Annotated in this window: 22 protein-coding genes and 1 pseudogene; 16 read left to right on the top strand and 7 right to left on the bottom strand. The window is 60.0% G+C overall.

The window, feature by feature from the left end; translation table 11 throughout:
• Position 1: 1 nt before the first annotated feature.
• The 10 genes from NP80_RS23200 (at position 2) to NP80_RS23155 (ending at position 7,832) form a co-directional block, all read left to right on the top strand.
• Positions 2–505, top strand: a complete 504-nt coding sequence (locus NP80_RS23200; RefSeq protein ID WP_006411294.1) for a phage major tail tube protein — start codon at positions 2–4, stop codon at positions 503–505.
• 83 nt (positions 506–588) lie between these two features.
• A complete protein-coding gene (locus NP80_RS23195; RefSeq protein WP_006411973.1) occupies positions 589–918 on the top strand; it encodes a phage tail assembly protein in 330 nt (109 codons plus the stop codon).
• Between the two features lie 55 nt (positions 919–973).
• A complete protein-coding gene (locus NP80_RS23190) occupies positions 974–3,391 on the top strand; it encodes a phage tail tape measure protein (RefSeq protein ID WP_045594166.1) in 2,418 nt (805 codons plus the stop codon).
• A gap of 10 nt (positions 3,392–3,401) precedes the next feature.
• On the top strand, positions 3,402–4,283 hold the full coding sequence (locus NP80_RS23185; protein ID WP_006411280.1) for a phage tail protein: 882 nt from the start codon (positions 3,402–3,404) through the stop codon (positions 4,281–4,283).
• Positions 4,258–4,464 carry a tail protein X gene (locus NP80_RS23180; RefSeq protein WP_006411293.1) on the top strand — a complete coding sequence of 69 codons (207 nt, stop codon included), beginning with the start codon at positions 4,258–4,260 and terminating at the stop codon, positions 4,462–4,464. The genes NP80_RS23185 and NP80_RS23180 overlap by 26 nt, the downstream gene beginning before the upstream one ends.
• A 10-nt stretch (positions 4,465–4,474) precedes the next feature.
• Entirely contained in the window at positions 4,475–5,527 is a 1,053-nt protein-coding gene (locus NP80_RS23175; protein WP_006408933.1) for a phage late control D family protein, read from the top strand.
• Between the two features lie 74 nt (positions 5,528–5,601).
• On the top strand, positions 5,602–5,886 hold the full coding sequence (locus NP80_RS23170; protein ID WP_006408930.1) for a phage holin family protein: 285 nt from the start codon (positions 5,602–5,604) through the stop codon (positions 5,884–5,886).
• Between the two features lie 2 nt (positions 5,887–5,888).
• Positions 5,889–6,383, top strand: a complete 495-nt coding sequence (locus tag NP80_RS23165; protein WP_006408919.1) for a glycoside hydrolase family 24 protein — start codon at positions 5,889–5,891, stop codon at positions 6,381–6,383.
• Positions 6,380–6,874 (top strand): DUF2514 family protein, encoded by a 495-nt coding sequence (locus NP80_RS23160; protein ID WP_006408940.1) that lies wholly within the window; start codon positions 6,380–6,382, stop codon positions 6,872–6,874. Before NP80_RS23165 ends, NP80_RS23160 begins: the two co-directional genes overlap by 4 nt.
• A 169-nt stretch (positions 6,875–7,043) precedes the next feature.
• The gene (locus NP80_RS23155) at positions 7,044–7,832 is read left to right on the top strand and encodes a DNA adenine methylase (RefSeq protein WP_006408937.1); all 789 of its coding nucleotides are present in this window, start codon (positions 7,044–7,046) and stop codon (positions 7,830–7,832) included.
• 40 nt (positions 7,833–7,872) lie between these two features.
• Here NP80_RS23155 and NP80_RS23150 read toward each other — a convergent pair whose 3' ends face one another.
• From NP80_RS23150 to NP80_RS23130, 6 genes are all read right to left on the bottom strand, one after another.
• Positions 7,873–8,583 carry an immunity 52 family protein gene (locus NP80_RS23150; RefSeq protein ID WP_006408914.1) on the bottom strand — a complete coding sequence of 237 codons (711 nt, stop codon included), beginning with the start codon at positions 8,581–8,583 and terminating at the stop codon, positions 7,873–7,875.
• Positions 8,584–8,595: 12 nt separating this feature from the next.
• Positions 8,596–8,967, bottom strand: coding sequence for a restriction endonuclease fold toxin 5 domain-containing protein (locus tag NP80_RS23145; RefSeq protein WP_254215651.1), 372 nt, complete (start codon positions 8,965–8,967; stop codon positions 8,596–8,598).
• A gap of 121 nt (positions 8,968–9,088) precedes the next feature.
• A complete protein-coding gene (locus NP80_RS30240) occupies positions 9,089–9,565 on the bottom strand; it encodes a hypothetical protein (RefSeq protein ID WP_226823082.1) in 477 nt (158 codons plus the stop codon).
• Positions 9,558–10,061, bottom strand: coding sequence for a DUF4123 domain-containing protein (locus tag NP80_RS23140; RefSeq protein ID WP_006408941.1), 504 nt, complete (start codon positions 10,059–10,061; stop codon positions 9,558–9,560). The genes NP80_RS30240 and NP80_RS23140 overlap by 8 nt, the downstream gene beginning before the upstream one ends.
• A gap of 4 nt (positions 10,062–10,065) precedes the next feature.
• Positions 10,066–10,473: a PAAR domain-containing protein gene (locus NP80_RS23135; RefSeq protein ID WP_035945822.1), complete on the bottom strand. Its 408-nt coding sequence runs from the start codon at positions 10,471–10,473 to the stop codon at positions 10,066–10,068.
• A gap of 99 nt (positions 10,474–10,572) precedes the next feature.
• Positions 10,573–11,064: a hypothetical protein gene (locus tag NP80_RS23130; RefSeq protein ID WP_035945824.1), complete on the bottom strand. Its 492-nt coding sequence runs from the start codon at positions 11,062–11,064 to the stop codon at positions 10,573–10,575.
• 94 nt (positions 11,065–11,158) lie between these two features.
• Here NP80_RS23130 and NP80_RS23125 point away from each other — a divergent pair, with 94 nt between their 5' ends.
• The 5 genes from NP80_RS23125 to NP80_RS31085 all read left to right on the top strand — a co-directional run bounded on the left by NP80_RS23125 (position 11,159) and on the right by NP80_RS31085 (position 17,242).
• Positions 11,159–12,061: a DUF72 domain-containing protein gene (locus NP80_RS23125; RefSeq protein ID WP_035945826.1), complete on the top strand. Its 903-nt coding sequence runs from the start codon at positions 11,159–11,161 to the stop codon at positions 12,059–12,061.
• A gap of 167 nt (positions 12,062–12,228) precedes the next feature.
• On the top strand, positions 12,229–12,942 hold the full coding sequence (locus tag NP80_RS23120) for a hypothetical protein (protein ID WP_035945829.1): 714 nt from the start codon (positions 12,229–12,231) through the stop codon (positions 12,940–12,942).
• A gap of 8 nt (positions 12,943–12,950) precedes the next feature.
• Positions 12,951–14,639: an ApeA N-terminal domain 1-containing protein gene (locus NP80_RS23115; RefSeq protein ID WP_006408929.1), complete on the top strand. Its 1,689-nt coding sequence runs from the start codon at positions 12,951–12,953 to the stop codon at positions 14,637–14,639.
• A 450-nt stretch (positions 14,640–15,089) separates the two neighbouring features.
• The gene (locus NP80_RS23110; protein ID WP_006408934.1) at positions 15,090–16,379 is read left to right on the top strand and encodes an AAA family ATPase; all 1,290 of its coding nucleotides are present in this window, start codon (positions 15,090–15,092) and stop codon (positions 16,377–16,379) included.
• A gap of 14 nt (positions 16,380–16,393) precedes the next feature.
• Positions 16,394–17,242, top strand: a complete 849-nt coding sequence (locus NP80_RS31085; protein ID WP_140401754.1) for an HNH endonuclease family protein — start codon at positions 16,394–16,396, stop codon at positions 17,240–17,242.
• Between the two features lie 752 nt (positions 17,243–17,994).
• Here NP80_RS31085 and NP80_RS23105 read toward each other — a convergent pair.
• Positions 17,995–18,237, bottom strand: coding sequence for an autotransporter outer membrane beta-barrel domain-containing protein (locus tag NP80_RS23105; RefSeq protein ID WP_035488294.1), 243 nt, complete (start codon positions 18,235–18,237; stop codon positions 17,995–17,997).
• A 59-nt stretch (positions 18,238–18,296) separates the two neighbouring features.
• Between NP80_RS23105 and NP80_RS23100 the strand changes: the two are divergent.
• Positions 18,297–18,485 (top strand): annotated as a pseudogene (locus NP80_RS23100) (SOS response-associated peptidase family protein); the annotation flags it as partial.
• Positions 18,486–19,301 lie beyond the last annotated feature (816 nt).

The following is a 19,301-nucleotide window of genomic DNA, read 5'->3' as shown; positions in this document are numbered from 1 at the left end:
CATGGTTCCGGAAACTCTGAACAACATGGCGCTGTACGTCGACGGGCGCGGCTTTGCCGGCCGCGCGCCCGAGGTCAGTCCGCCGAAGCTGAAGATCAAGACGGAGGACTATCGCGCGGGCGGCATGGACGCGCCTGTCAAGGTCGACCAAGGTATGGAGGGGCTGCAGGCGGCGTTCACCATGGGGAGTGTCGAGCGTGACGTGCTGAAGTTCTTCGGGCTGGCCGACAACAGCGCGTTCAACGCCACCTTTCGCGGTGCATTTCGCGACACGCGAGGCAAGGTGAAGTCGGTCGCGCTCATCATGCGCGGCATGCTGTCCGAATACGATCCGGGCAGCTGGAAGCCGGGCTCGACGTCGGAGCTGAAGTACACGGCCGATCTGTCGTACTACAAGGCCGAGATCGACGGCGCAGTGATCTTCGAGATCGACGTGCTCAACATGATCCGCGTCATCGACGGCGTCGATCAGCTCGCCGACGTGCGTAAGGCGCTCGGCATGTGAACGCCGCGGCCGGCCAAAGCAACTTTTCGATAACCCGAGGGGCGGCCCGTTGACCGCCCCTTTTGTCATTTCCGAGGTGCTGAGTGGAAACCGTGAAGATCAAACTGAAGTATCCCGTGGCGTTCGACGGCGTCGTGCGCGACGAACTGGTGATGCGCCGCCCGAAGGTTCGCGACATGCGCGCGGCGAGCAAGCAGGCGCAGGGCGACGACGAGCTGCGCGAGATCGTGCTGTTCGCGACGCTGGCCGACGTCGCACCCGACGACATCGAAGGAATGGACATGGTCGATTACGACGCTATGCAGCGTGCGTACGAATCCTTTCGATCCGTTCGTCCGGCTGCCAATCGAAACAGTGAAGGCGCTGGCTCGCCGGCTGATGAAGGAGTACGGGGTGCAGCCGCAGTCGGTTGACGACATGACGATCGACGACGTGTTGTGGTGGCTGACTGATTGAGCGAGGACTGACATGGCACGCGATATTGCACTTGGCATCGTCATCGGCGGTGCCGTGTCGGCAACGCTCGGAAAGGCGTTCGCCGACACGAACTCGAAGATCGTTGGGCTGCGCAAGGCAGCGAGCGAGCGCGGCATGTGGCAGCGGCAGATTGGCGAGACGATCAGGCTGCAGGAGGAGTTTCGCCGGCTGCATCTGGCGGGCGACAGCGCCGCGGACGGAATCCGGCGCAAGCTGGACAGCAACGTTCGTGCACTGCGTGACGCCGGCTTCGAGGTCGATCGCCTCGATCGCGCGTACGCGAGACTCGGGCGCACCGTGCGCGGGCTCGAGCTGAAAGCCGCCGGGCATGAACGTCTGGCTGCCGGCCGCGACGGCATGCGTGATGCAGCCCGCGACGCCGTGAAGCTCGGTGCGGCCGTCGCGGTGCCGACCACGGTGTCGGCGCAGTATCAGGCGATCATCCGCGACATCGCGATCAAGGCCGGCATCGCGCGCACGGAGCAGGAGCGCGCGATGTCCGAGCGCATCCGTCGTGACGCATTGTCGAACGGTATGGGGCGCAACGAGCTGGCCGATGCGGTCAACCAGATGGTTGCGGCCGGGATGGACGTCGACCGGGCGCTGAACTTCGGCCCGGCCGTCACGAAATTCTCGGTAGGTCAGGGAGCGTCCAGCGTCGAGACTGCGCAGATGATTCAGGCGCTGCAGCAGAACGCTGACATCAAGGATCCCAAGGCGATGATGAAGGCGCTCGAGGCGATCGCGTATCTCGGCAAGGAGGGCTCGTTCGAATCGGTCGACATGGCCCGATGGTTCCCGGTGCTGTTGGCCGAAATGAAGAAGCTCGGCATCACGGGGCAGGATTCGGTGACGCAGCTCGGCGCAATGCTGCAGGTCCAGATGAAGACTGCCGGCAACGCAGACGAGGCGGCGAATAACCTGAAGAACTGGTTTTCGAAGATCGGGTCGGGCGAGACCGAGCGCAACTACAAGAAGGCCGGCGTCGACTACGAAGCGAAGATGAAGGAGGCGATCAACAAGGGATGGTCGCCGCTGGAGGCGTCGTTCGTTCTCGCGCGGGCCTACATCGAGCGTGTCGATCCGAAGAAGGCGGCGCAGCTGGCAGCGGTGGCGAAGCAGCTCAACAGCGAGCTGGATCCCGCCAAGCGTCAGGCGCAGATGCGGGCCTTCGAGGACACGATGAAGACCGGCGACCTGTTCAACGACATGCAGGTCAAGGCGGCGCTCACCGCCTACATGCAGAACGCCGATCTGTATCAGAAGCTTAAGCGCAACGCGGCAGATGCGAGCGGCGAGATCGACAAGGATCTGGCTGATCGGCGGGCAACGTCGAAGCAGATCTGGAGCGAGGTTGTCCAGCAGTGGGACGACGCGATGCGCAGTATCGGCGATGCGCTGCGGCCGGTGACGGATCGCGCCGGCAAGGTCGCGAAGCGCGCGGGCGAAACTGTGCAGCACGCATCCGATGCAGCCCCAGGAGCGACCGCGGCGGTCGTCGGCGTCATCGGCACGGCGATTGCCGTTCGTGGCGCACGTGCTGCTTGGAACATGGGGCGCGGCGTATTCGACATTCTGCGCGGCGGCTGGATGGCTCGACGTGGCGGTGGTGGTGCACCTGGTGGCGGCACTGCCGGCGGACGGCTTGGCAAGGCGCTCGACGCGTTGAGCGGTGCGGCCGGGGGCGTGCAACGCGTATTCGTCGTGAACCTGCCGGGCGGCGGTCTCGGTGGCGGCATCGCCGGCGCAGCGGGCGATCTGCTCGGCGACCTTGCCGGCGGCGGCTCGACAGCTGGTCGCGCGTCGAGCGGACGACTCGGGCGCGTCATCGGCGCGTTTCGTACGGTCGCCGGCCGCATTGCACCGTACGCGGGGAAGCTCGCGATCGCCGGCAGCGTCCTGAAGATCGCGTTCGCGGCGAAGGACGCATACGCGGTCGCACGCAGCGACCAGCCGATCGCGAGGAAGGCGGAAGGGTACGCCAGCATCGGCGGCTCGCTCGCCGGTGGCGTCGTTGGAGCGAAGCTCGGTGCGGGTATCGGCATGCTCGGCGGCCCGATCGGTGCCGCGATCGGCGGGGTGCTTGGCGGTGCAGTCGGTACGTTCGCCGGCGGAAAGTTACTTGGCGCGATCGCGCGATGGGCGACCGGGCCGAAGGCGGACGACAGTGACGCAGCGAAGGCCGCTGCAAAGGTCGCGTCGGGCGCGGATTCGCCGCAGTCGCGTCCCTTCAAGGTCGAGCAACAAAACTCGTTCGCTCCGGTGTTCCACATCAAGGTCGAGGGCAGTTCGGACGCCGAGATCGCGGACAAGCTGCTCGCCCGCATCAACCCGCTGATTCAGCGGACGATGACCGAGACGCTCGACAAGAGCAACCGGTCGGCGATGTTCGATGCACCGCATCTGTAAGGGGTGGTAGATGGACTTCATTTCCAGTGTGACGCAGGCGGCGACGCAGGCCAGTATTGCGTCGGAACGCGTTCGGCACGTGGTGCGCGTGTTCGATCGGAATCGCAGTGCGAGCCAGAACACCGTCGACACGTTGACGAAGCTCGCGACGGGCAACCTCACGTCGGCCGCGGACCTGCTGCGCGGTGCGACGAGTCTGCTGTCGGTGGCCGGCGACCTCAGTCCGCAGATCGGTACGGTAATGCGCAGTTTCTCGGCAACCGGTGCGGCCGTCAGCGGCGTGCTGAAGATGGTCGGCGGTGTCAATCATCCGTTGATCCAGTCGGCTGCGCAGTCCGTCATGGGCGCGTTGGGTGACGCGAAAACGCAGTTCACCGCACTGGTCGGCGAGCAGACGATGGGCGCATTGCAGTCGTTCGCACAGACGACGGGGCTGAGCTCCATCTTCTCCGGCCTGTTCGACAGCGCGACGTCGTCTACCCCTCATCTGCTGACGCTGTCGACCGATGACGGGGACGCGTTTCACTTCGGGCTGTCGACGGCGGCGTACGACAAGCTGCGGCGCTCGACGCGCTTCAAGATTGCGTCGCAGGAGCGCTTGAATCGCGAGGAAGCGCAGCAGCCGGTGAGTCAGGGCGGCGACACGATCACGCTGTCGGGCGTCGTGTTTCCGTCGCTCGGTGCCGGCTTCCGCCAGCTGGAGGCGCTGCGCGCGATCGGCGCGAAGTTGAAGCCGGTGCAGCTCACGGCCGGCACGGGCGACGTGCTCGGGCGCTGGTATCTGCACAGCGTCGATGAAGAGCAGGAGGCGCTGATGTCCGACGGTGCGCCGCGCAAGCAAACCTACAGTCTGGAGTTCGGCCGCTATGGCGAAGATTTTGCGAACCTCTGACGGGGACATCCTCGACACCCTCTGCTACGCCCACTACGGGACGTTGAAGGGCACCGTCGAGGCGGTGTACGAAGCCAATCCCGGTCTCGCGCGCGAGCCGCAGCCGTTTCGATCCGGCGTGTTGATCACGATGCCGGATCTCGACACGCCGCGCGACGAACCGATTCAGCTCTGGTCGTGAGGGAGGGGCGATGCGAGCAATTTTTCAGGTCGTCGCGAACGGCGACGACATCACGCGTGTGATTCAGGACCGCGTGTTGCGGATCCAGACGACCGACAAGCCGGGCCTTGAGGCGGACGAGTGCGAGATCGAGCTGGACGACCGCGACGGCAAGGTGCGGTTTCCGCCGAAGGGCGCGACGTTGAAGATCTCGCTCGGATGGGAAGGGCAAGGGCTGACGATGCTCGGCGAGTATGCGGTGGACGAGATCGTGCTGCGTGGGCCGCCGGCGACGCTGGTTATCCGCGGTCGACCGGCCAACATGCGGGCGACGTCGAAGACGCAGCGCAACGGCAGCTGGACGAACGTGAAGCTGGCCGACATCGTCGGCGACGTCGCGCGTCGCAACAAATGGGTCGCCGCGTGTTCGGTCGACGCGGCCGTGCCGCGCGCCGATCAGTTCGGCGAGAGCGACCTGCATTTCATCACGCGCATCGCGCGGCAGTATGGCGCGACGGCGACGGTGAAGGCGGGCAAGCTGATCGTCGGGCCGATCGGCGGCGGTAAGAGCGCCAGCGGCAAGCCGTTGCCTGCCATCACCCTGACGCCGGACGATCTGACGGACTACGAGATCTCGTTTCCTGATCGTGCGAGCTTCGTTGCTGTACGGACGAAGGTGCACGACAAGAAAACGGGGAAGAAGATCGACCTGACGATCCCGAATCCCGACGCTCCGCCCGGCGCCGCCGCCGTGCACACCGAGCGCCATGCGTTCGCCAGTCCGGAGGCCGCGAAGAGCGCCGCGAAGTCGCGTCTTGAGAAGCTGAACCGGCACACCGCGCGCAGCGTACTGCGAATGAAGGGGCGTACGGACATATCAGCCGAGAAGACTGTGAAGCTGTCCGGTTTCAAGCAGGAGGCGGATGGGGATTTTCTGGTCGATTCCGTTCGACACACCTATGCCGGTAACGGGTGGGAGACGTCGGTGGTGCTGAACGCCGGCAACAAGGGCAAGGCGAAGGTCGGCCATCGCAAGAAGCCGACGAAGAAAGTCGACCTGGTCGTACCGTCGCCGCCGAAGTAACACGCACGTGCATCAATTTCTGGCAGCCGCCTCGGGGCAACTCGGGCGGCTTTTTCTTTTATTGCGGGGGTGGAATGCAGGACCACGAGAAAACCATTCTGGAGCTGATCATCATGGGCGGACTGATTGGTATCGCGAAGGTGCTGGTCGGCAGCGAGCAGCTGACGTTCCGGCTGGTCGCCGGCAGAGCGGTATTGGGTTCGGCGACGTCGATGGTCGCCGGCTTGGCGCTGTTGCAAATCCCGGATCTGCCGCCGATCGCGCTGCTCGGTCTTGGCAGTGCGCTCGGCATCATCGGCTCGCAGTACCTCGAGGTGCTGCTGCGTCGGAACGCGAAGCGACTGTTCGGGGAGAAGTGACGATGGCGCGTATCACTGTTACCGCTGCAGGCGGCCGGAATCGCGTCGCGTTTCTCGACATGATCGCCGCGAGCGAGATCGGCTCCGATCTGCTGGCGAAGTCGGACGACGGCTACAACGTCCTTGTCGGCTCGACGCCGTCTCGCCCGCTGCTGTTTTCCGGCTATGCGGCGCATCCGAACATGCTCAACCGGCAGATCCCGGTGCCGTCGACGGCCGCCGGGCGCTATCAGATCCTCGCGCGCTGGTGGCGGATCTATCAGGCGCAGATGAAGCTGCCGGACTTCGGTCCGATCTCGCAGGACCGGTATGCACTGCAGCAGCTGCGCGAGCACGGTGCGCTGCCGTTGATCGACGCCGGCCGGTTCCGCGAGGCGGTGGCGAAGGTTTCGAACGTATGGGCCAGTCTGCCGGGGGCCGGGTACGGCCAACATGAAAACCAGATCGAGCATTTGCTGGCCGCGTACCGCGCGGCCGGCGGGGAGGTGGTCGCATGACGTGGATCGATCCGCGTATCTGGCTGCTCGTCGTGGCCGGCGTCATCGCCGGTTCGGCGTGCGGGTACTTCAAGGGGCACCGTGATGCGGACCAATCCGCCAAGGTCGCCGATCAGGCCAAGCAGATCGATGGTCTGCGGGCTGAACGTGATGAATATAGCCGCCAGCTGGCGGCTCAACAGGGGATCGCAACCGATGCTGCGAAAGAACGTGATCAGGCACGCGCTGATGCTGCTGTTGCCGATGGTGTTGCTGACGGCCTGCGCAAGCAGGTCGCCGCACTCGTTGCCGACACTCGACGTGCCGGCGCTGCGGCCGGAAGCCCGGCAACCGGAGACGCCCTCGATCTGCTTGCCGACCTGTTCGGCCGGGCTGACGAGCGCGCGGGAGATCTGGCGAAGATCGCTGACGAACGCGGCATCGCCGGCCAGCAGTGCGAGCGCAGTTATGACGCGTTGATCAGCGACCCGCAATCCAATCTGTCGCAGTAGCGCGGCAATCGAGGCCCAGCAGCCTCGAGAGAAACAGGGCGACCGTGGGCGTGCTGCAACACGCTTCACGGTCGCCTTTCCACTGTCCAAGCCAGTGAATCAGCCAAGGCCCTGCTACCTACCGGTAGGCGGGCCGGATTCTACACCAAGTTTAAAAACGGCTTTCACAATGGCAAATCCTATCATTCCTTGGATCGGCGGCAAGCGCCGTCTGGCAGACCACATCATCCCGCGTTTTCCGGCGCACGACTGCTACGTGGAGGTGTTCGCGGGTGGCGCTGCGCTGTACTTCCTGCGTCCTCCGGCAAAGGTTGAAGTGATCAACGACATCAACGGCGAGCTGATCAACCTGTACCGCGTCGTGCAGCATCACCTGGAGGAGTTTGTGCGTCAGTTCAAATGGGCGCTGACGAGCCGGCAAGTGTTCGAATGGCTCAAACAAACGGTCCCGGAAACGCTCACCGATATCCAGCGCGCAGCCCGGTTCTACTATCTGCAGAAAAGTTGCTTTGGGGCAAAGCTCGAAGGGCAGACGTTTGGGACGGCGACGACTACGCCGCCCGGCCTGAATCTACTGCGCATCGAGGAGGAGCTGTCGGCGGCGCATCTGCGGCTCGCGAACACGTTCGTGGAGCGGCTAGATTGGGCCGCCTGCATTGACCGGTACGATCGGCCGCATACGCTGTTTTATTTGGACCCGCCGTATTACGAGACGGAAGGGTACGGCGTCGCATTTCCGTTTGCGGAGTACGAGAAGATGGCGCAGCGCCTGTGTTCAATGAAGGGGCGCGCGATCGTAAGCCTCAACGACCATCCGGAAATCCGGCGCGTGTTCGCTGGTTTTCACGTCGAGAGCGTGCCGATCCAGTATACGGTTGGAGGCGGGAAGGGTGTCGAGCGCAACGAACTGATCATCTTCAGCTGGGATGATGCGGCGCGGCCTGTCGGACTGTTCTGAGGCGCTGATGCCGGCGCGGAACATCGCGCCGGCATCAGGCTTACAGGTCGGCGAAGGCAGGTAGGAGGTCCTGGTCCACGAGGCGCACTTCAATGCGGTTCGCGCTTTCGATGTGCTCGGGGTTTTTCATCGAGAACTGGCCGTCGAGTACGCTGACGAGAATGGTACCGGTCTGCGCTTTGCCTGCTTCAGGAACGGCGATCAGTTCGCGCGCTTCTGGTACCTGCCGCTGCGTTATGACGGTCGGCAGATAGAGCATCCACCCGACTCCCGGCTTGGTGTCGAACACCTGCTTTGTAACGTAGCGGCGGGGCGCGACGGTGACATACGCAGGGTGAAACGCCGTCACTGCGGCGCGCACGATACGTTGAACCGCGTCGATGCTTGAGAGGATTGTCGGGTCGAACAAGCTAATCTCGAACGAATTCAAGGATGGCTGTTCGTGAACATGGCATGCGAGTGTCGCCCCTTCCTTGGAGTTTTCGTCGCCGTCCCACAGCGCGACAAACGTTGCTGATGGACTGCTGGAAAATTCATGCTTCAGCACGGCCAGAATGGCAGCTGACGGCTTGCCATCGTCGAAGGCTTGGTAGAGCTTCGCCTCTTCAAGGCTGTCGCCTTGCGCGTACCATGTAGCGAACTTCGGATTGAGCGCTGCCATTTCGTTGGTCACGATGTGGATGCGCGACAGAATTTGTTCGAAATCGGTCGGGGCGAGGGTGTCGTCTCGAAACTGCAGTGAAATATCCATGGGGAACTCGAATTACGGTTGTACGACCGACTCAACGCCGTTCGCGACCAGCACTTTCAGCATGTATTCGCGCGCGTCGGCATCTTGAAAATACCATCGCAGACGGGTAGGTGGGTTCGCCTTCACTTTGCTGGAATGAGTCATGATGGTGTCCGTCATTTTCCTGAATCCCCTGAACCACGACACAGGCCGTAGTTCATCAGCGTCCTCATCAAATTCGAGGAATTGTCCGTAGCCGCCTTTCGCTTCCTGCAATAAGCACTCGGCCGGCACGAATCCATCAAAGTCAGTCCCGAGCCAGATCCATTCTTCGCTCCACCCTTCGGCAACACTATACGGACGTCCTGTTATCCGCCCTTGGTATTCGCGCGATGCAGCAGTCATGTGGTGATTCGTGCGTTCGGCGCGTCCGCTTTGCTCAGGCGGGCACTTGTTGCATTTTTCTCCCGTGCGCGGGATGGTTCTGGCGTCGGTCTTCGCCTTGGTGTCGTCTTTCGGCGTGTCGCTAGACAGACTCGCCGTCCCCGCCAGTCCCAGACCGCCCAATAAGGCGGCGCCAGCGCGCACCAATACTGGCCCAAGCTCCACCGCTGCTGCTTCGATTATCGGTACCGCTAATCCCGCCATTTCGAGATCCCCCGTTGTCTTGCGGATGTTCGATGCGCCATTTCATGACGCGAAAATAGTCATGGAATCGTTCGTCGGACGATCGACCCGGCCGGGTCAGCCACGCGCGCGTCGCTGGCTTCGTATAGAAACTCGGTGCATACGCTTCGATGTGGAGAAACGCCTCGACGTTTTCGTCGCTCTGGATGCCGAGCTGTCGGGCCGCAACGTATGCGTTCCAGAGACGGCTCGACAGGGTGGTGTCGTCGGCAAATTTTGAATCTGCTTTGACGAGATCCTGTCTGACGCGCTCGACATATCCACGCGCATCGATCTCGGCAAGGCCGGCGATCTGTTCGCCTGTCAGTTCAAGCATGCGGGTGCACTCCCTTCAATTTTCCGTTCACCTCGACGAACCAGTTGAATGTCGGGACAAAGAACTGCATGCGCTGGGTGAGCTCCATCAGCGATGCCATGTCGGCCATGATGCGGGCGTCATAGAACCGGAGGAGCGCCGTGCGTCCGTCCGGCAGTCGAACGTCGAGGCGGCGGCGCAGCTCGTCCGCGAGCGATTCGAGCGGATAGGCGCTGATGAGCCACGACACGCCCGTCGAACCGCCGGCCATCGCCGAAAGTGTGTGTCGAACGCCACTGGACGCCCGTTCCCAATCTAGCAGCCACGGTCCGGCGTCGGCGAGCGATGCGTCCGGTGTGCCGTCGAACAGCGCGACGGCTGCCTGCGATCGCTGAGGAGGCGATCCGCCAGGCGCATCCGCAAACAGAAGACCGTCGACCAAGGCGTACAGATGCACCTGCATCGTCAGCTGCTGTTGGCGTGTGAAGAAGAATGCTTCGATCGAGACGTCGGTCATGGGCTTACCCGCGCGCGATCATCGTCGCCGCGTTCTCGGCGGCAGATTTCAGACATTCCAAGCAGAGCGTCGGCGAAGGTGCCAACGCAGTAGCCGCGGTGGCCACAGCGCCGCCGGTCGTAGCTTCGCCGGCTCCGACGTCATCGAGCGTCGCGGAAGACTGCGACGCGATGAGCGTCGCGCCGCACGCGGTCTTCATGCCCTCGATGGCCGTTTCCCGGCCTGCGATTTGGTGTGGGTAGCGTCGCCCGGTGGCGGGCAGGATTGGGAAGACGCCTTTGCACTGCGGGCAAAGTACCTTGTGCCCGACGCCGGCAATGGGTTTCCCGTCAATGGTGGCGGTTGCGGTGCCCTCCAGCACGCGCCCGCCGTGCGTCGTCGTGTCGCCGACGCAGATCATGGATCGGGCCATGGGTTCTCTCGTAGGTGTGGTTTTCGTATGAATTTACCACTTCCGGGAGAGCGGTCGACCACAGCCGGCCGCGCGGTCCGTCAAATTGTGTCAACCGGGCTACAGCATCGTCGCGCGCTGCTTCTCGTCTCTCAGCAGGTGCCGCAGGCGCTGAAGCGGGCCTTGACCGCCGCCAAGATCGCCCTTGTTGTCGATGTTCTTGTCGACATAGTCGAACCACTCCTGCACCCGCTCGATCGATTTTCTCAGCGCGAGAATTTCTAGGATCAGCCATCGGACCTGAAGATCGGTGTACTCGCGCCACAGCGCGCGAAGCTCTTCTTCCGATGGCGCGTCGAACTCCGGCATCGCCGGCCTCATCTTGAACCGTGGATCGGTGAGCGGTACGCGGTTACGGTCGATCCGCGTTGCTTCGATGGGTTTGCATTGTCCAAGGAACGTCGACCGCTCGTCGTTGTTGATCCAGAACTCGAATTCGCTTTTTGTAAGCTCGATCGGAGTTCGCAGGCGCAATTTTTCGCCCATGAACCCATACTCCCAGATGTACGCCCACTGCGGTTTAATCACGGCTGGAATACTGTATAAAAACACAGTGTATCGCGTGGCAGGATGGGGGCGTCAAGGCGAAAAAATGGGGGCGGGCGGCGAAAGCTGCCGCTCCATCGGCGCCCGGTGGGAGGCTGCTATGTCGATTCTAGTGGGTACGGCTTCGTGGACGGACAAGACGCTGATCGAGTCCGGCGCCTTTTATCCTCCGGGCTGCGGCAGCGCCGAGGCGCGCTTGCGGTATTACGCGAGCGTCTTCCCCGTGGTCGAGGTCGATTCCTCGTACTACGCGATGCCGAGTGCCACGAACAGTGCGCTATGGGTCGAGCGGACCCCGCCGGGCTTCGTGTTCGACATGAAGGCGTTCCGGCTCTTCACCGGCCACCAGACCGAGCGCAAGTTCTTCCCGAAGGATCTGCAGGCCGAGTTGCCCAACACCGGCAAAAAGAATCTGTACTACAAGGACGTGCCGGCGCCGATCATCGAGGAATTGTGGTCACGCTTCTTTGAGGCGCTGCGCCCGCTGCACGAGGCCGGCAAGCTCGGCGCGGTGCTGTTTCAGTTTCCGCACTGGATCACCGCGGCACCAAAGTCACTTGCGCACGTCGAGCACTGCGCTGAGCGCATGCGCCCGCTGCTCACCGCGTTCGAATTCCGGCACGATAGCTGGTTCGATGAAAAGCACCGCGAGTCGACGCTTGCGATGGAGCGGGAGCGCGGGATCGTGCACGTGATCATCGATGCGCCGGAAGGCGTGACGAAGCGCGCGCACTCGGTTTGGGAGGTGACGTCACCCGAATTGGCGATCGTGCGGCTGCACGGCCGCAACGCATCGACCTGGAGTGGTGCTGAGTCGGCGGCCGAGCGGTTCAACTACGAGTACAGCGACGACGAGCTGCGCGAGCTTGCACGGCCGATCGAAGCGATCGCCGGGCGCGCGGCGCATACACACGTGCTATTGAACAACTGCTATCGCAATGTAGCGCAGCGCAACGCTGGAACGATGATGCACTTGCTGAACGCAACGCAATCGCCGCAGTAATGCCGACGAAGAACGCTCCATCCGGTATGCCTTGGCGTGAGAGACAGTCGCGTCGTCCGCAATCGCCTCGGCTTACGGATATTTCAGCACGACGTGGCCCGCGGCTGAAATACATCAGGCACGGTATGGTTTAATCTGTCGTGTTGTAATTGAGCGCGTGGGTCAGAATGAAAACGAAGGACTTTTGGACTAAGGCCTGCCCGATCTCGTTGCTTACCCTCGTAGCTGTCTATGGTACGTTCGCAGGCACGAACGAGCAAATCGTGGGTTGGTTACACGGGACGTGGGCCGAACCGTATCTGTATGCGCTGCACAGCGGAAACTCGATAATTTTCAATTTATCGGTTGGGTTCGTTAATAGTGTGGTGTTTTGGATAATGGTTGTAGTTTACCCGGAGCGGAAACGCAACAAGGTAATGCGCAAAAACCTTCATCGTCGTTATACAGAGTTTAGGGAAAGTACGGTTCAGACGCTCCTTCATGCCGCCGGCATCTCCTGCAGTTCTAAAGAAGTCCAAGATCTGACGGATTATCGAAAATTTCGCGAATTTTTTGATACTGACTGTAAGGCGCGATGGTACGACGCGCTGAATGGCCTTCAAACTCAACGTGAACGCATGGATGATCTGTTGCTGGAAATGGAGATGCTTGCTGACGAAGTGCGCTACGTGCTCAACAAGATCAACATTGACGACGACCACGTGCATGCATCGTTCAAGCTCTTGTGCACGCATATTCTGCGCTTGCGGCGGTCCGGAATTTATACTCACGATCAGGTGAAGTATGTCGGGCAGTTCATCTGGGGCACTCTTGCACAATGGAGCTTCGTCGACGGTCAGCTAGATGTTGATCCGGTTCAGAAACTCATTGATAGTATATGAGGCGCGACATGTCTGAGAATGGTGACAATCCGGAGCGGAAGCAATACGAGGTCGAACTACATCACGATCGATTCGGACCATTAGGATCGGGTGTCCTATATTTCGGCGGAAATCGATGGGCCCAGGTCAACCTCTCGATCTCACATAGCGCTCCGGAGTTGCGCGCCGGAGACGCGAAGTTCGATCTCGTTAAGGCTATAACGGGCGAAGGAACCACATTTTGTCTCTGCAATTGCGAGGCTAACGGAATTGCTATTTTCGCAGACTATGTGATCGAAGGCGATTTAAGTAAAGCGGAGTTCGATTTAATATCTGTGCGGTACCACGACGTTTCAGAATGGTTTCTTCGCCGGCGGACAGTCGACGGCTCAGTCGGCGAAACACTGACTTGGAGGGGGATTCCGAAGGATATCGACGTCAGTGTCAAGACAGACGAAGAACACTTCGACTTACGAAGCGAGTATTTTGCCTCCCGCAACCAACGGGGAGAGGATCTCATTCTGCATGAACATGTGGAATTCGTGTTTTCGGCGAAGAACGGCCAGTTCAGTCTCGCAGATGTAAAAGCAAAGGCGCACGAACTCTCGTGCCTTTTTTCCATTTTGCTAGCTTATCCAGCAACGATTGCAAGTGTCATGGTTTCGCAGGGGGGCGGGCGCTTTCGTAGAGTCCACTTTCCCACGTTCGAGCGTCCCGAACGCGACAAAGGTGATCGCGGATTTTGGGCTCAATGGTTTGTCCAACAGCCTGCTCTAGACGGACAGTGGCAGTCGATTTTTGACCACTATTATCGATCGAAATACAGAGAGATATGTTGGGTGCGGCTTGCAGGAATGCAGCGATACGAGGGATTTTGGGAGTACAAGGCGTTGGGATACGTCAGTCTACTAGATAGCTATCTGGCTATTCGGTTTGATGGGGTGAAGTCACCTAATTCTCAACCGCCTTCTTCAAAAAAAATCAACAAATTCCGCCTGCGACTTACGAGCGAGCTACCGACTATATCGACCGAGCAACGAGAGAGGATTATTGAGATCGCCAGCGGAGCATTTGCATCAGATAACCTTAATTTGGAGGGCAAGTATCGACTGGCGATTGCAACTATGGACGCAGATGTCGCGAAAATAATCAATCTGTCTGATGCTGAATTTGCATTGATCAAGAATATCCGCAACAGAGTGGCACATGGTGATGAGCACGGTTTAGAGCGCGAACAGTTTCCTCGCGTCATCTGTGCTCAGTCCAAAATTGCGCTGCTCCTGACGTATTGGGCGTTCTTGGACTTTGGGCTCACGACGCAAGAATTCATCACATGCTTGGCAAGTACGCATAGCCAGCTCAAGCTCGCGTCCATGATCGATCGAGTTCATTTGGATCGTGTTACCGGGGCCGCGGAATTTTTTCCAGTGACGAAAGAGAGGCTTCAGCTGCTTAGTGGCATCAAGCAGTTGCGAACACATGGATGTTGTGTCGAAGACGAGAACGGTGACCTCACCTTTTCTGAAGAGTTGACGCAACGATATAGCGACTGGATGCACGATGGAACCAAGCCGTCGGGAATACACGATCCGGAACAAATTTTCGGTGTTGGAAAAGATCAGGCTAGGTTTGTGGGGCAAGCTTACTTCGAGTGTGAAGACGAGCGTCTTTCTGTTCATGCTATCTGGATCATCAAGGAGACCAGTCTCGTAAAGTAGACGCGATCGTGGCTACTGCCGCATCATTGGCGTGACGGTTGCTCGGGCTGCGGCGGGTTGCGCGCTCATGTGACCGCGAAATGCCGCCTTGGCAGCCGGAACTTTGCCAGCGGCACGGGTGTGTCTGCGCGAGCTTCACTGTCTGGCCAGTTTGCTGGTGTTGGAGAAAGGGACCGGCCCAGTACCGATTGTTGGTCCGAGCAATGGCGCAGTTACTCGGTCTCCCCTTTGCGTTCGACATGGGACAGTTGTCTTCCGTCGGTCCTTACCGCGATTTCGGGCGCGTGTGACGCCGCCAGATCCGAGTAACGGCTGCTGCCGGTTCGACTGCCTTACGAGTGAAATCTACTTTGCACCGGTGCAAGTGCGGCAAGCTGCAGATCTCTTGTCGGACGGACGTGTGCGTTAGAATTCGGAATCCGCTCTTTCCTGTCCAAAGGCGCCAGCAGAATGTACATTCGTCGCGCAAGCATAAAAAATATCAGAACGATCAAGGAATTCACCCTCGTCTTCGAGGGTGCTGAGACGGCCGGGTGGCACGTTATTCTCGGGGCCAACGGCTCGGGAAAGTCCAGCGTAGTTCGTTCTATCGCACTCGCGCTGGCCGGTCCCAAAGAAGCGGCTGCGCTTCGACAAAACTGGAATACTTGGCAGCGCAACGGGTCAAGTCACGGTCGTGTAGAGATGGAAATCGAGGCGGGACCCAAGGACATCGTGACGGGCAAGGGGCGTGGCTACGCGATGATCGAATATGCGCTCGAATTTCGCCCGATCGAATCCACAATCGGTGGCCCCCGTGTAGAGCTGGTCGCGCACAAAGACGGCAAGACCAAGGCTGAACGATCTGTATGGGGTACAAATTCGGGGTGGTTTTCTGCGTCGTTTGGTCCGTTTCGGCGTTTTTCTGGCGGGGATCAGGCGTTTGAGCGCTTGTACTTCACGAACCCGCGGCTCGCATGCCATCTGACGGCGTTCGGTGAAGACGTGGCCTTGACTGAGGGGCTACGATGGCTGCGCGACCTCCGCGTTCAACAGTTGGAGAGTAGTCCAGACTCCGGACGGCTTCTGGATAAGCTTGTGGACTTTCTCAATGCGTCGGATCTTCTGCCCCATGGCGCCAAAATCACTGCGGTCCGGGCGGAGGAAGTATTGCTGGAGGATGCAAACGGTTTCTCCGTCGGCGTCGAGCAAATGAGCGACGGTTATCGCTCCGTCCTATCGATGATCTTCGAGATACTGCGCCAGATGACGAAGTCGTATGGTTCGGACAATGTGCGGGGGGCGTTAGATGTGGAAAGCACGACTGTGAAGCTTCCCGGTGTCGTTGTTATCGACGAAATCGATGCACACCTTCATCCAACTTGGCAACGTGATATCGGGCCATGGTTCACGAAGTGTTTCCCAGAGGTCCAGTTCATTGTTACGACCCACAGCCCAATCATCTGCCGATCGGCGAAGTCGGTCTGGTATCTCCCAGAGCCGGGAACAGAAGAAAAAAGTCACCGCGTTGAAGGCGTTGCGCTGCAACGTCTCATACACGGATCGATCCTCGATGCGTATGGAACGGAGTTTTTTGGTCGGGACATAGCTCGGTCGGACGATTCGAAGGACCTTCTCGCCGAACTCGCGATCTTGAACAGGAAAGCGCTGAGCTCAAAGCTCAGCGATGACGAGCGCACAAGGATGCAGAAATTGCGAGCCATGTTGCCGACGGACGCAACCGATACCAGCACCGAGTAAAAAAGCAAGAGAGAATGCTGCGCATATCTGACAAGGACTTGGCCGCGTCTGCGAACACCGTGCTGAACCAGATGCAATCACAAGTGAATCGTGAAGCTGCCTATCCGGACCAAGTTACCAAAGCATTGGCGCTTTGGGATGCGAAGCGGGGCTCAAAGCCTCGCAGAGAGGCTTTTGCGACGATTCGCGACACGCTAGCGACCATGTGCATCGGGCCAGTGCGCTGCGCGTACTGTGAGGATTCGGCTGCCGATGAAATCGAGCACGTTTATCCCAAATCTTTGTTTCCTGAACGCGCGTTCCAGTGGTCAAACTTACTGTTCGCGTGCGGACCGTGTAACGGCCCCAAGAGCAACAAGTTTGGTATTCTTGCTTTGGGCAAGGTCGTGGAGTTTTGCAGGACGAAGGATAAATCGGATACTCCTCCTCCTGCTGGCATCTCGGCTCTGGTTGACCCGCGCGTCGAAGATCCAACCGAGCTCCTGGAACTGGACCTCGGCGGAGTTACACCCGACGGACATAAAATTTCGGGCACCTTTATGTTTGTACCTCGGTCCGGAATAAGCGAGTCCGAAGAGGCACGAGCTATCTTCACGATAGACACGCTAGGGCTGAACCGGGAAGTCCTTCGTATGGCCCGACGAAACGCGTTTAGTGGGTTTCGTGCGAGGCTTTGGGAATATGTCACGAAGATCAAAGGAAATGCGCCAGCGGAGGCTCTGGATCACTTGCGGGCAGAGATCATTAGCACGCCGCACCTGTCCGTGTTCTTCGAGATGCGCAGGCAACGATCCGCGCTGCCCGAAGTAGACCAACTGCTTAAGGACGCCCCCGATGCCGCTTTGTGGCGTCTGTCACCGTAGGCCTCCAAGAAACGGATGGGGCGGCCATCTTGGGCTGGCGAGTCGCGGTTATTCCACCGAGAATGGGATGTCGCCGTCGCGGAGGTCTGGCTGAAGGCGACGGATAGATAATCGCAGATTCAGAAAACCGACAGCGTAGGCTTTGGCGTAGGTTTTCACGCTAAGCCTTGTTGCAGAAGGCGCAGGTACTGCTGCATCATTGGCGTGTGGTTGGCGATGGCGTCGGGAGACAGCGTGGTCATAGGTCAGGCCGAAAGTTGCTTTGGTTGCCGAGTTTACCAGTGCGGTCGAATGTGGAGCCGAAGTTGGCCGATTGGCAGATGAAGGGTTCGTGCGCGGCAGGCGTCGCATAAGCGACACGACGCCCGCCTAGGGTAGTGCTTCGGTCGGAAGCTTATCGACCGGAGCCCCTCTCTATCTGCTTGCCGACTTGTTCGGCCGGGCTGACGAAGCGGCGGGAGAAGTGCCGGGATTTGCTGATGACCGGATATCGCCGTCCAGCAGTGTGAGAGAAGTTGCGACGCGTTGACGGGCAACGCGCGATCCGACCGGCCGCGGTAGCGCGGCACTGGGGCCGACTGACCACAAGAGAAACAGGGCGACTGAGGTGCGCGCGGCAACATGCGGCCCGGTTGCCTTGGCACTATCCGCGCCAGTAAATCGAAGACTTCACGAAGCGGTGCGAATGATGGCTTGGAACGATGGCGCTCAGTACATCGCGAGCGAGCTGACGTCAAGCTTCGTTCACCACTTCATCCTTGCGCCGACGGTGCCCTGATAGCCGTAGCTGTGTCCAGGATTGGTAAGACTCGTTTGGCGAGAAGCTCGCCGTACAGCGCGTAGCGCCCATCCTTCCAGTTCACCGAGCCACCGACACCGAGGCCACCCCACAAGGGGTCGCCCCTTGCCGACAACGGCACGCCGCCGACGTCGACGCGCGTGTTGCCCATGAACTCGTAGTACAGGTTGGCGATGGCGTAGAAGTTACCGCGCACGGCATGACTGCCCCGATTGTTCCAGACGTCGCTGTGATTGAGCGAGACGCCGAGACATTGTGAACGCCGACGAGTACGCGATCATGAAGCACATGCACAGGGCCGGCGACGAGAAGCGCTCCGTCCTGATCCTGCACCCTGACAACTGGGAGGAATGGCTCACGACGCCAAACATCGAGGCTGCGCGCGCGATGCTGCAGCTCTATTCGGTCGAGGACATGGTGGCCGTGCCGGCGATGCAGGAGTGACCGTATCCTCCGAGGCGAGACAGCGGTCCGCACTGCATTTCATGAGGTCCTCGAAGAAGATGCGTTGTCATTTTAGCTGGCGATGACCTGAAGAAATGCAAACGCAATTGCGTGATGGGGTTGCTCTTCTTGCCCTTTGCGTTTCAACTTCCGCCAGAATTCGCTGTCCTACCACGCCGCAAAAGCGCAAAGCAGTAGAACAACCGTAAATATGGAGCGTGACCGTTCGTGTAATGAACGTCTCTCCATGTGACGCATCTATGGCATCCCATGGTATGGAGATCGCAGGACATCGCAAGTTCAATGGAAAGCTAGGTCGTAGCCACAAGTGTTGAGGATAGAGTTCAACAGCCACGGTAAGCGCTGTCCATCTTATTCGGCACGGGACCCAGCGATAGGGCCCATTGGAGATTTGCCGTTCGTTTGAGGTGCCCCGGCTCGACGCGTACGACTCAAGATCCTTCCAGCCCGACAGCCACCGCACAGCCTCGAGCCAAGAACCAAAGAAAACAACCACAACGAAGATAAATCGGGCGGTATTGAGCATATTCCGTGGAGTTGGGATGCCGTCACCATGTGGGCCGGACGGGATTGCACGTAGTTCGCCATGTGGCCAGTTTGCGGCGCTCAGGGCCGGCGGCTGTCGGCCTTGAGCGGCCACTCGACAGTGAGATCAGGGTTGTCGCCAATGTCGGTCCCAGCATCAGGTCATTCGCTACTGGACGTCTAAAGAACGTCGTTCCCGGGCCGATAATCGACATATCGCCTTAAGTAATCTCCTACCCATGCCGACCGGCCTCCACGAAAGCCGCGGCG

Source organism: Burkholderia multivorans ATCC BAA-247 (assembly GCF_000959525.1).
Taxonomy (GTDB): Bacteria; Pseudomonadota; Gammaproteobacteria; order Burkholderiales; family Burkholderiaceae; genus Burkholderia; species Burkholderia multivorans.
This window is presented reverse-complemented; position numbering and strand designations above follow the sequence as displayed.

What these genes read in the sequence shown, in the direction of transcription:
- NP80_RS23180 (WP_006411293.1), top strand. Translation starts at nt 4,258, where the DNA reads ATGGCGAAGATTTTGCGAACCTCTGACGGGGACATCCTCGACACCCTC.
- NP80_RS23140 (WP_006408941.1), bottom strand. Translation starts at nt 10,061, where the DNA reads ATGACCGACGTCTCGATCGAAGCATTCTTCTTCACACGCCAACAGCAG.
- NP80_RS23200 (WP_006411294.1), top strand. Translation starts at nt 2, where the DNA reads ATGGTTCCGGAAACTCTGAACAACATGGCGCTGTACGTCGACGGGCGC.
- NP80_RS23120 (WP_035945829.1), top strand. Translation starts at nt 12,229, where the DNA reads ATGAAAACGAAGGACTTTTGGACTAAGGCCTGCCCGATCTCGTTGCTT.
- NP80_RS23165 (WP_006408919.1), top strand. Translation starts at nt 5,889, where the DNA reads ATGGCGCGTATCACTGTTACCGCTGCAGGCGGCCGGAATCGCGTCGCG.
- NP80_RS23190 (WP_045594166.1), top strand. Translation starts at nt 974, where the DNA reads ATGGCACGCGATATTGCACTTGGCATCGTCATCGGCGGTGCCGTGTCG.
- NP80_RS23145 (WP_254215651.1), bottom strand. Translation starts at nt 8,967, where the DNA reads ATGACTGCTGCATCGCGCGAATACCAAGGGCGGATAACAGGACGTCCG.
- NP80_RS23185 (WP_006411280.1), top strand. Translation starts at nt 3,402, where the DNA reads ATGGACTTCATTTCCAGTGTGACGCAGGCGGCGACGCAGGCCAGTATT.
- NP80_RS30240 (WP_226823082.1), bottom strand. Translation starts at nt 9,565, where the DNA reads ATGCTTGAACTGACAGGCGAACAGATCGCCGGCCTTGCCGAGATCGAT.
- NP80_RS23175 (WP_006408933.1), top strand. Translation starts at nt 4,475, where the DNA reads ATGCGAGCAATTTTTCAGGTCGTCGCGAACGGCGACGACATCACGCGT.
- NP80_RS23135 (WP_035945822.1), bottom strand. Translation starts at nt 10,473, where the DNA reads ATGGCCCGATCCATGATCTGCGTCGGCGACACGACGACGCACGGCGGG.
- NP80_RS23115 (WP_006408929.1), top strand. Translation starts at nt 12,951, where the DNA reads ATGTCTGAGAATGGTGACAATCCGGAGCGGAAGCAATACGAGGTCGAA.
- NP80_RS23155 (WP_006408937.1), top strand. Translation starts at nt 7,044, where the DNA reads ATGGCAAATCCTATCATTCCTTGGATCGGCGGCAAGCGCCGTCTGGCA.
- NP80_RS23170 (WP_006408930.1), top strand. Translation starts at nt 5,602, where the DNA reads ATGCAGGACCACGAGAAAACCATTCTGGAGCTGATCATCATGGGCGGA.
- NP80_RS23160 (WP_006408940.1), top strand. Translation starts at nt 6,380, where the DNA reads ATGACGTGGATCGATCCGCGTATCTGGCTGCTCGTCGTGGCCGGCGTC.
- NP80_RS23150 (WP_006408914.1), bottom strand. Translation starts at nt 8,583, where the DNA reads ATGGATATTTCACTGCAGTTTCGAGACGACACCCTCGCCCCGACCGAT.
- NP80_RS23125 (WP_035945826.1), top strand. Translation starts at nt 11,159, where the DNA reads ATGTCGATTCTAGTGGGTACGGCTTCGTGGACGGACAAGACGCTGATC.
- NP80_RS23110 (WP_006408934.1), top strand. Translation starts at nt 15,090, where the DNA reads ATGTACATTCGTCGCGCAAGCATAAAAAATATCAGAACGATCAAGGAA.
- NP80_RS31085 (WP_140401754.1), top strand. Translation starts at nt 16,394, where the DNA reads ATGCTGCGCATATCTGACAAGGACTTGGCCGCGTCTGCGAACACCGTG.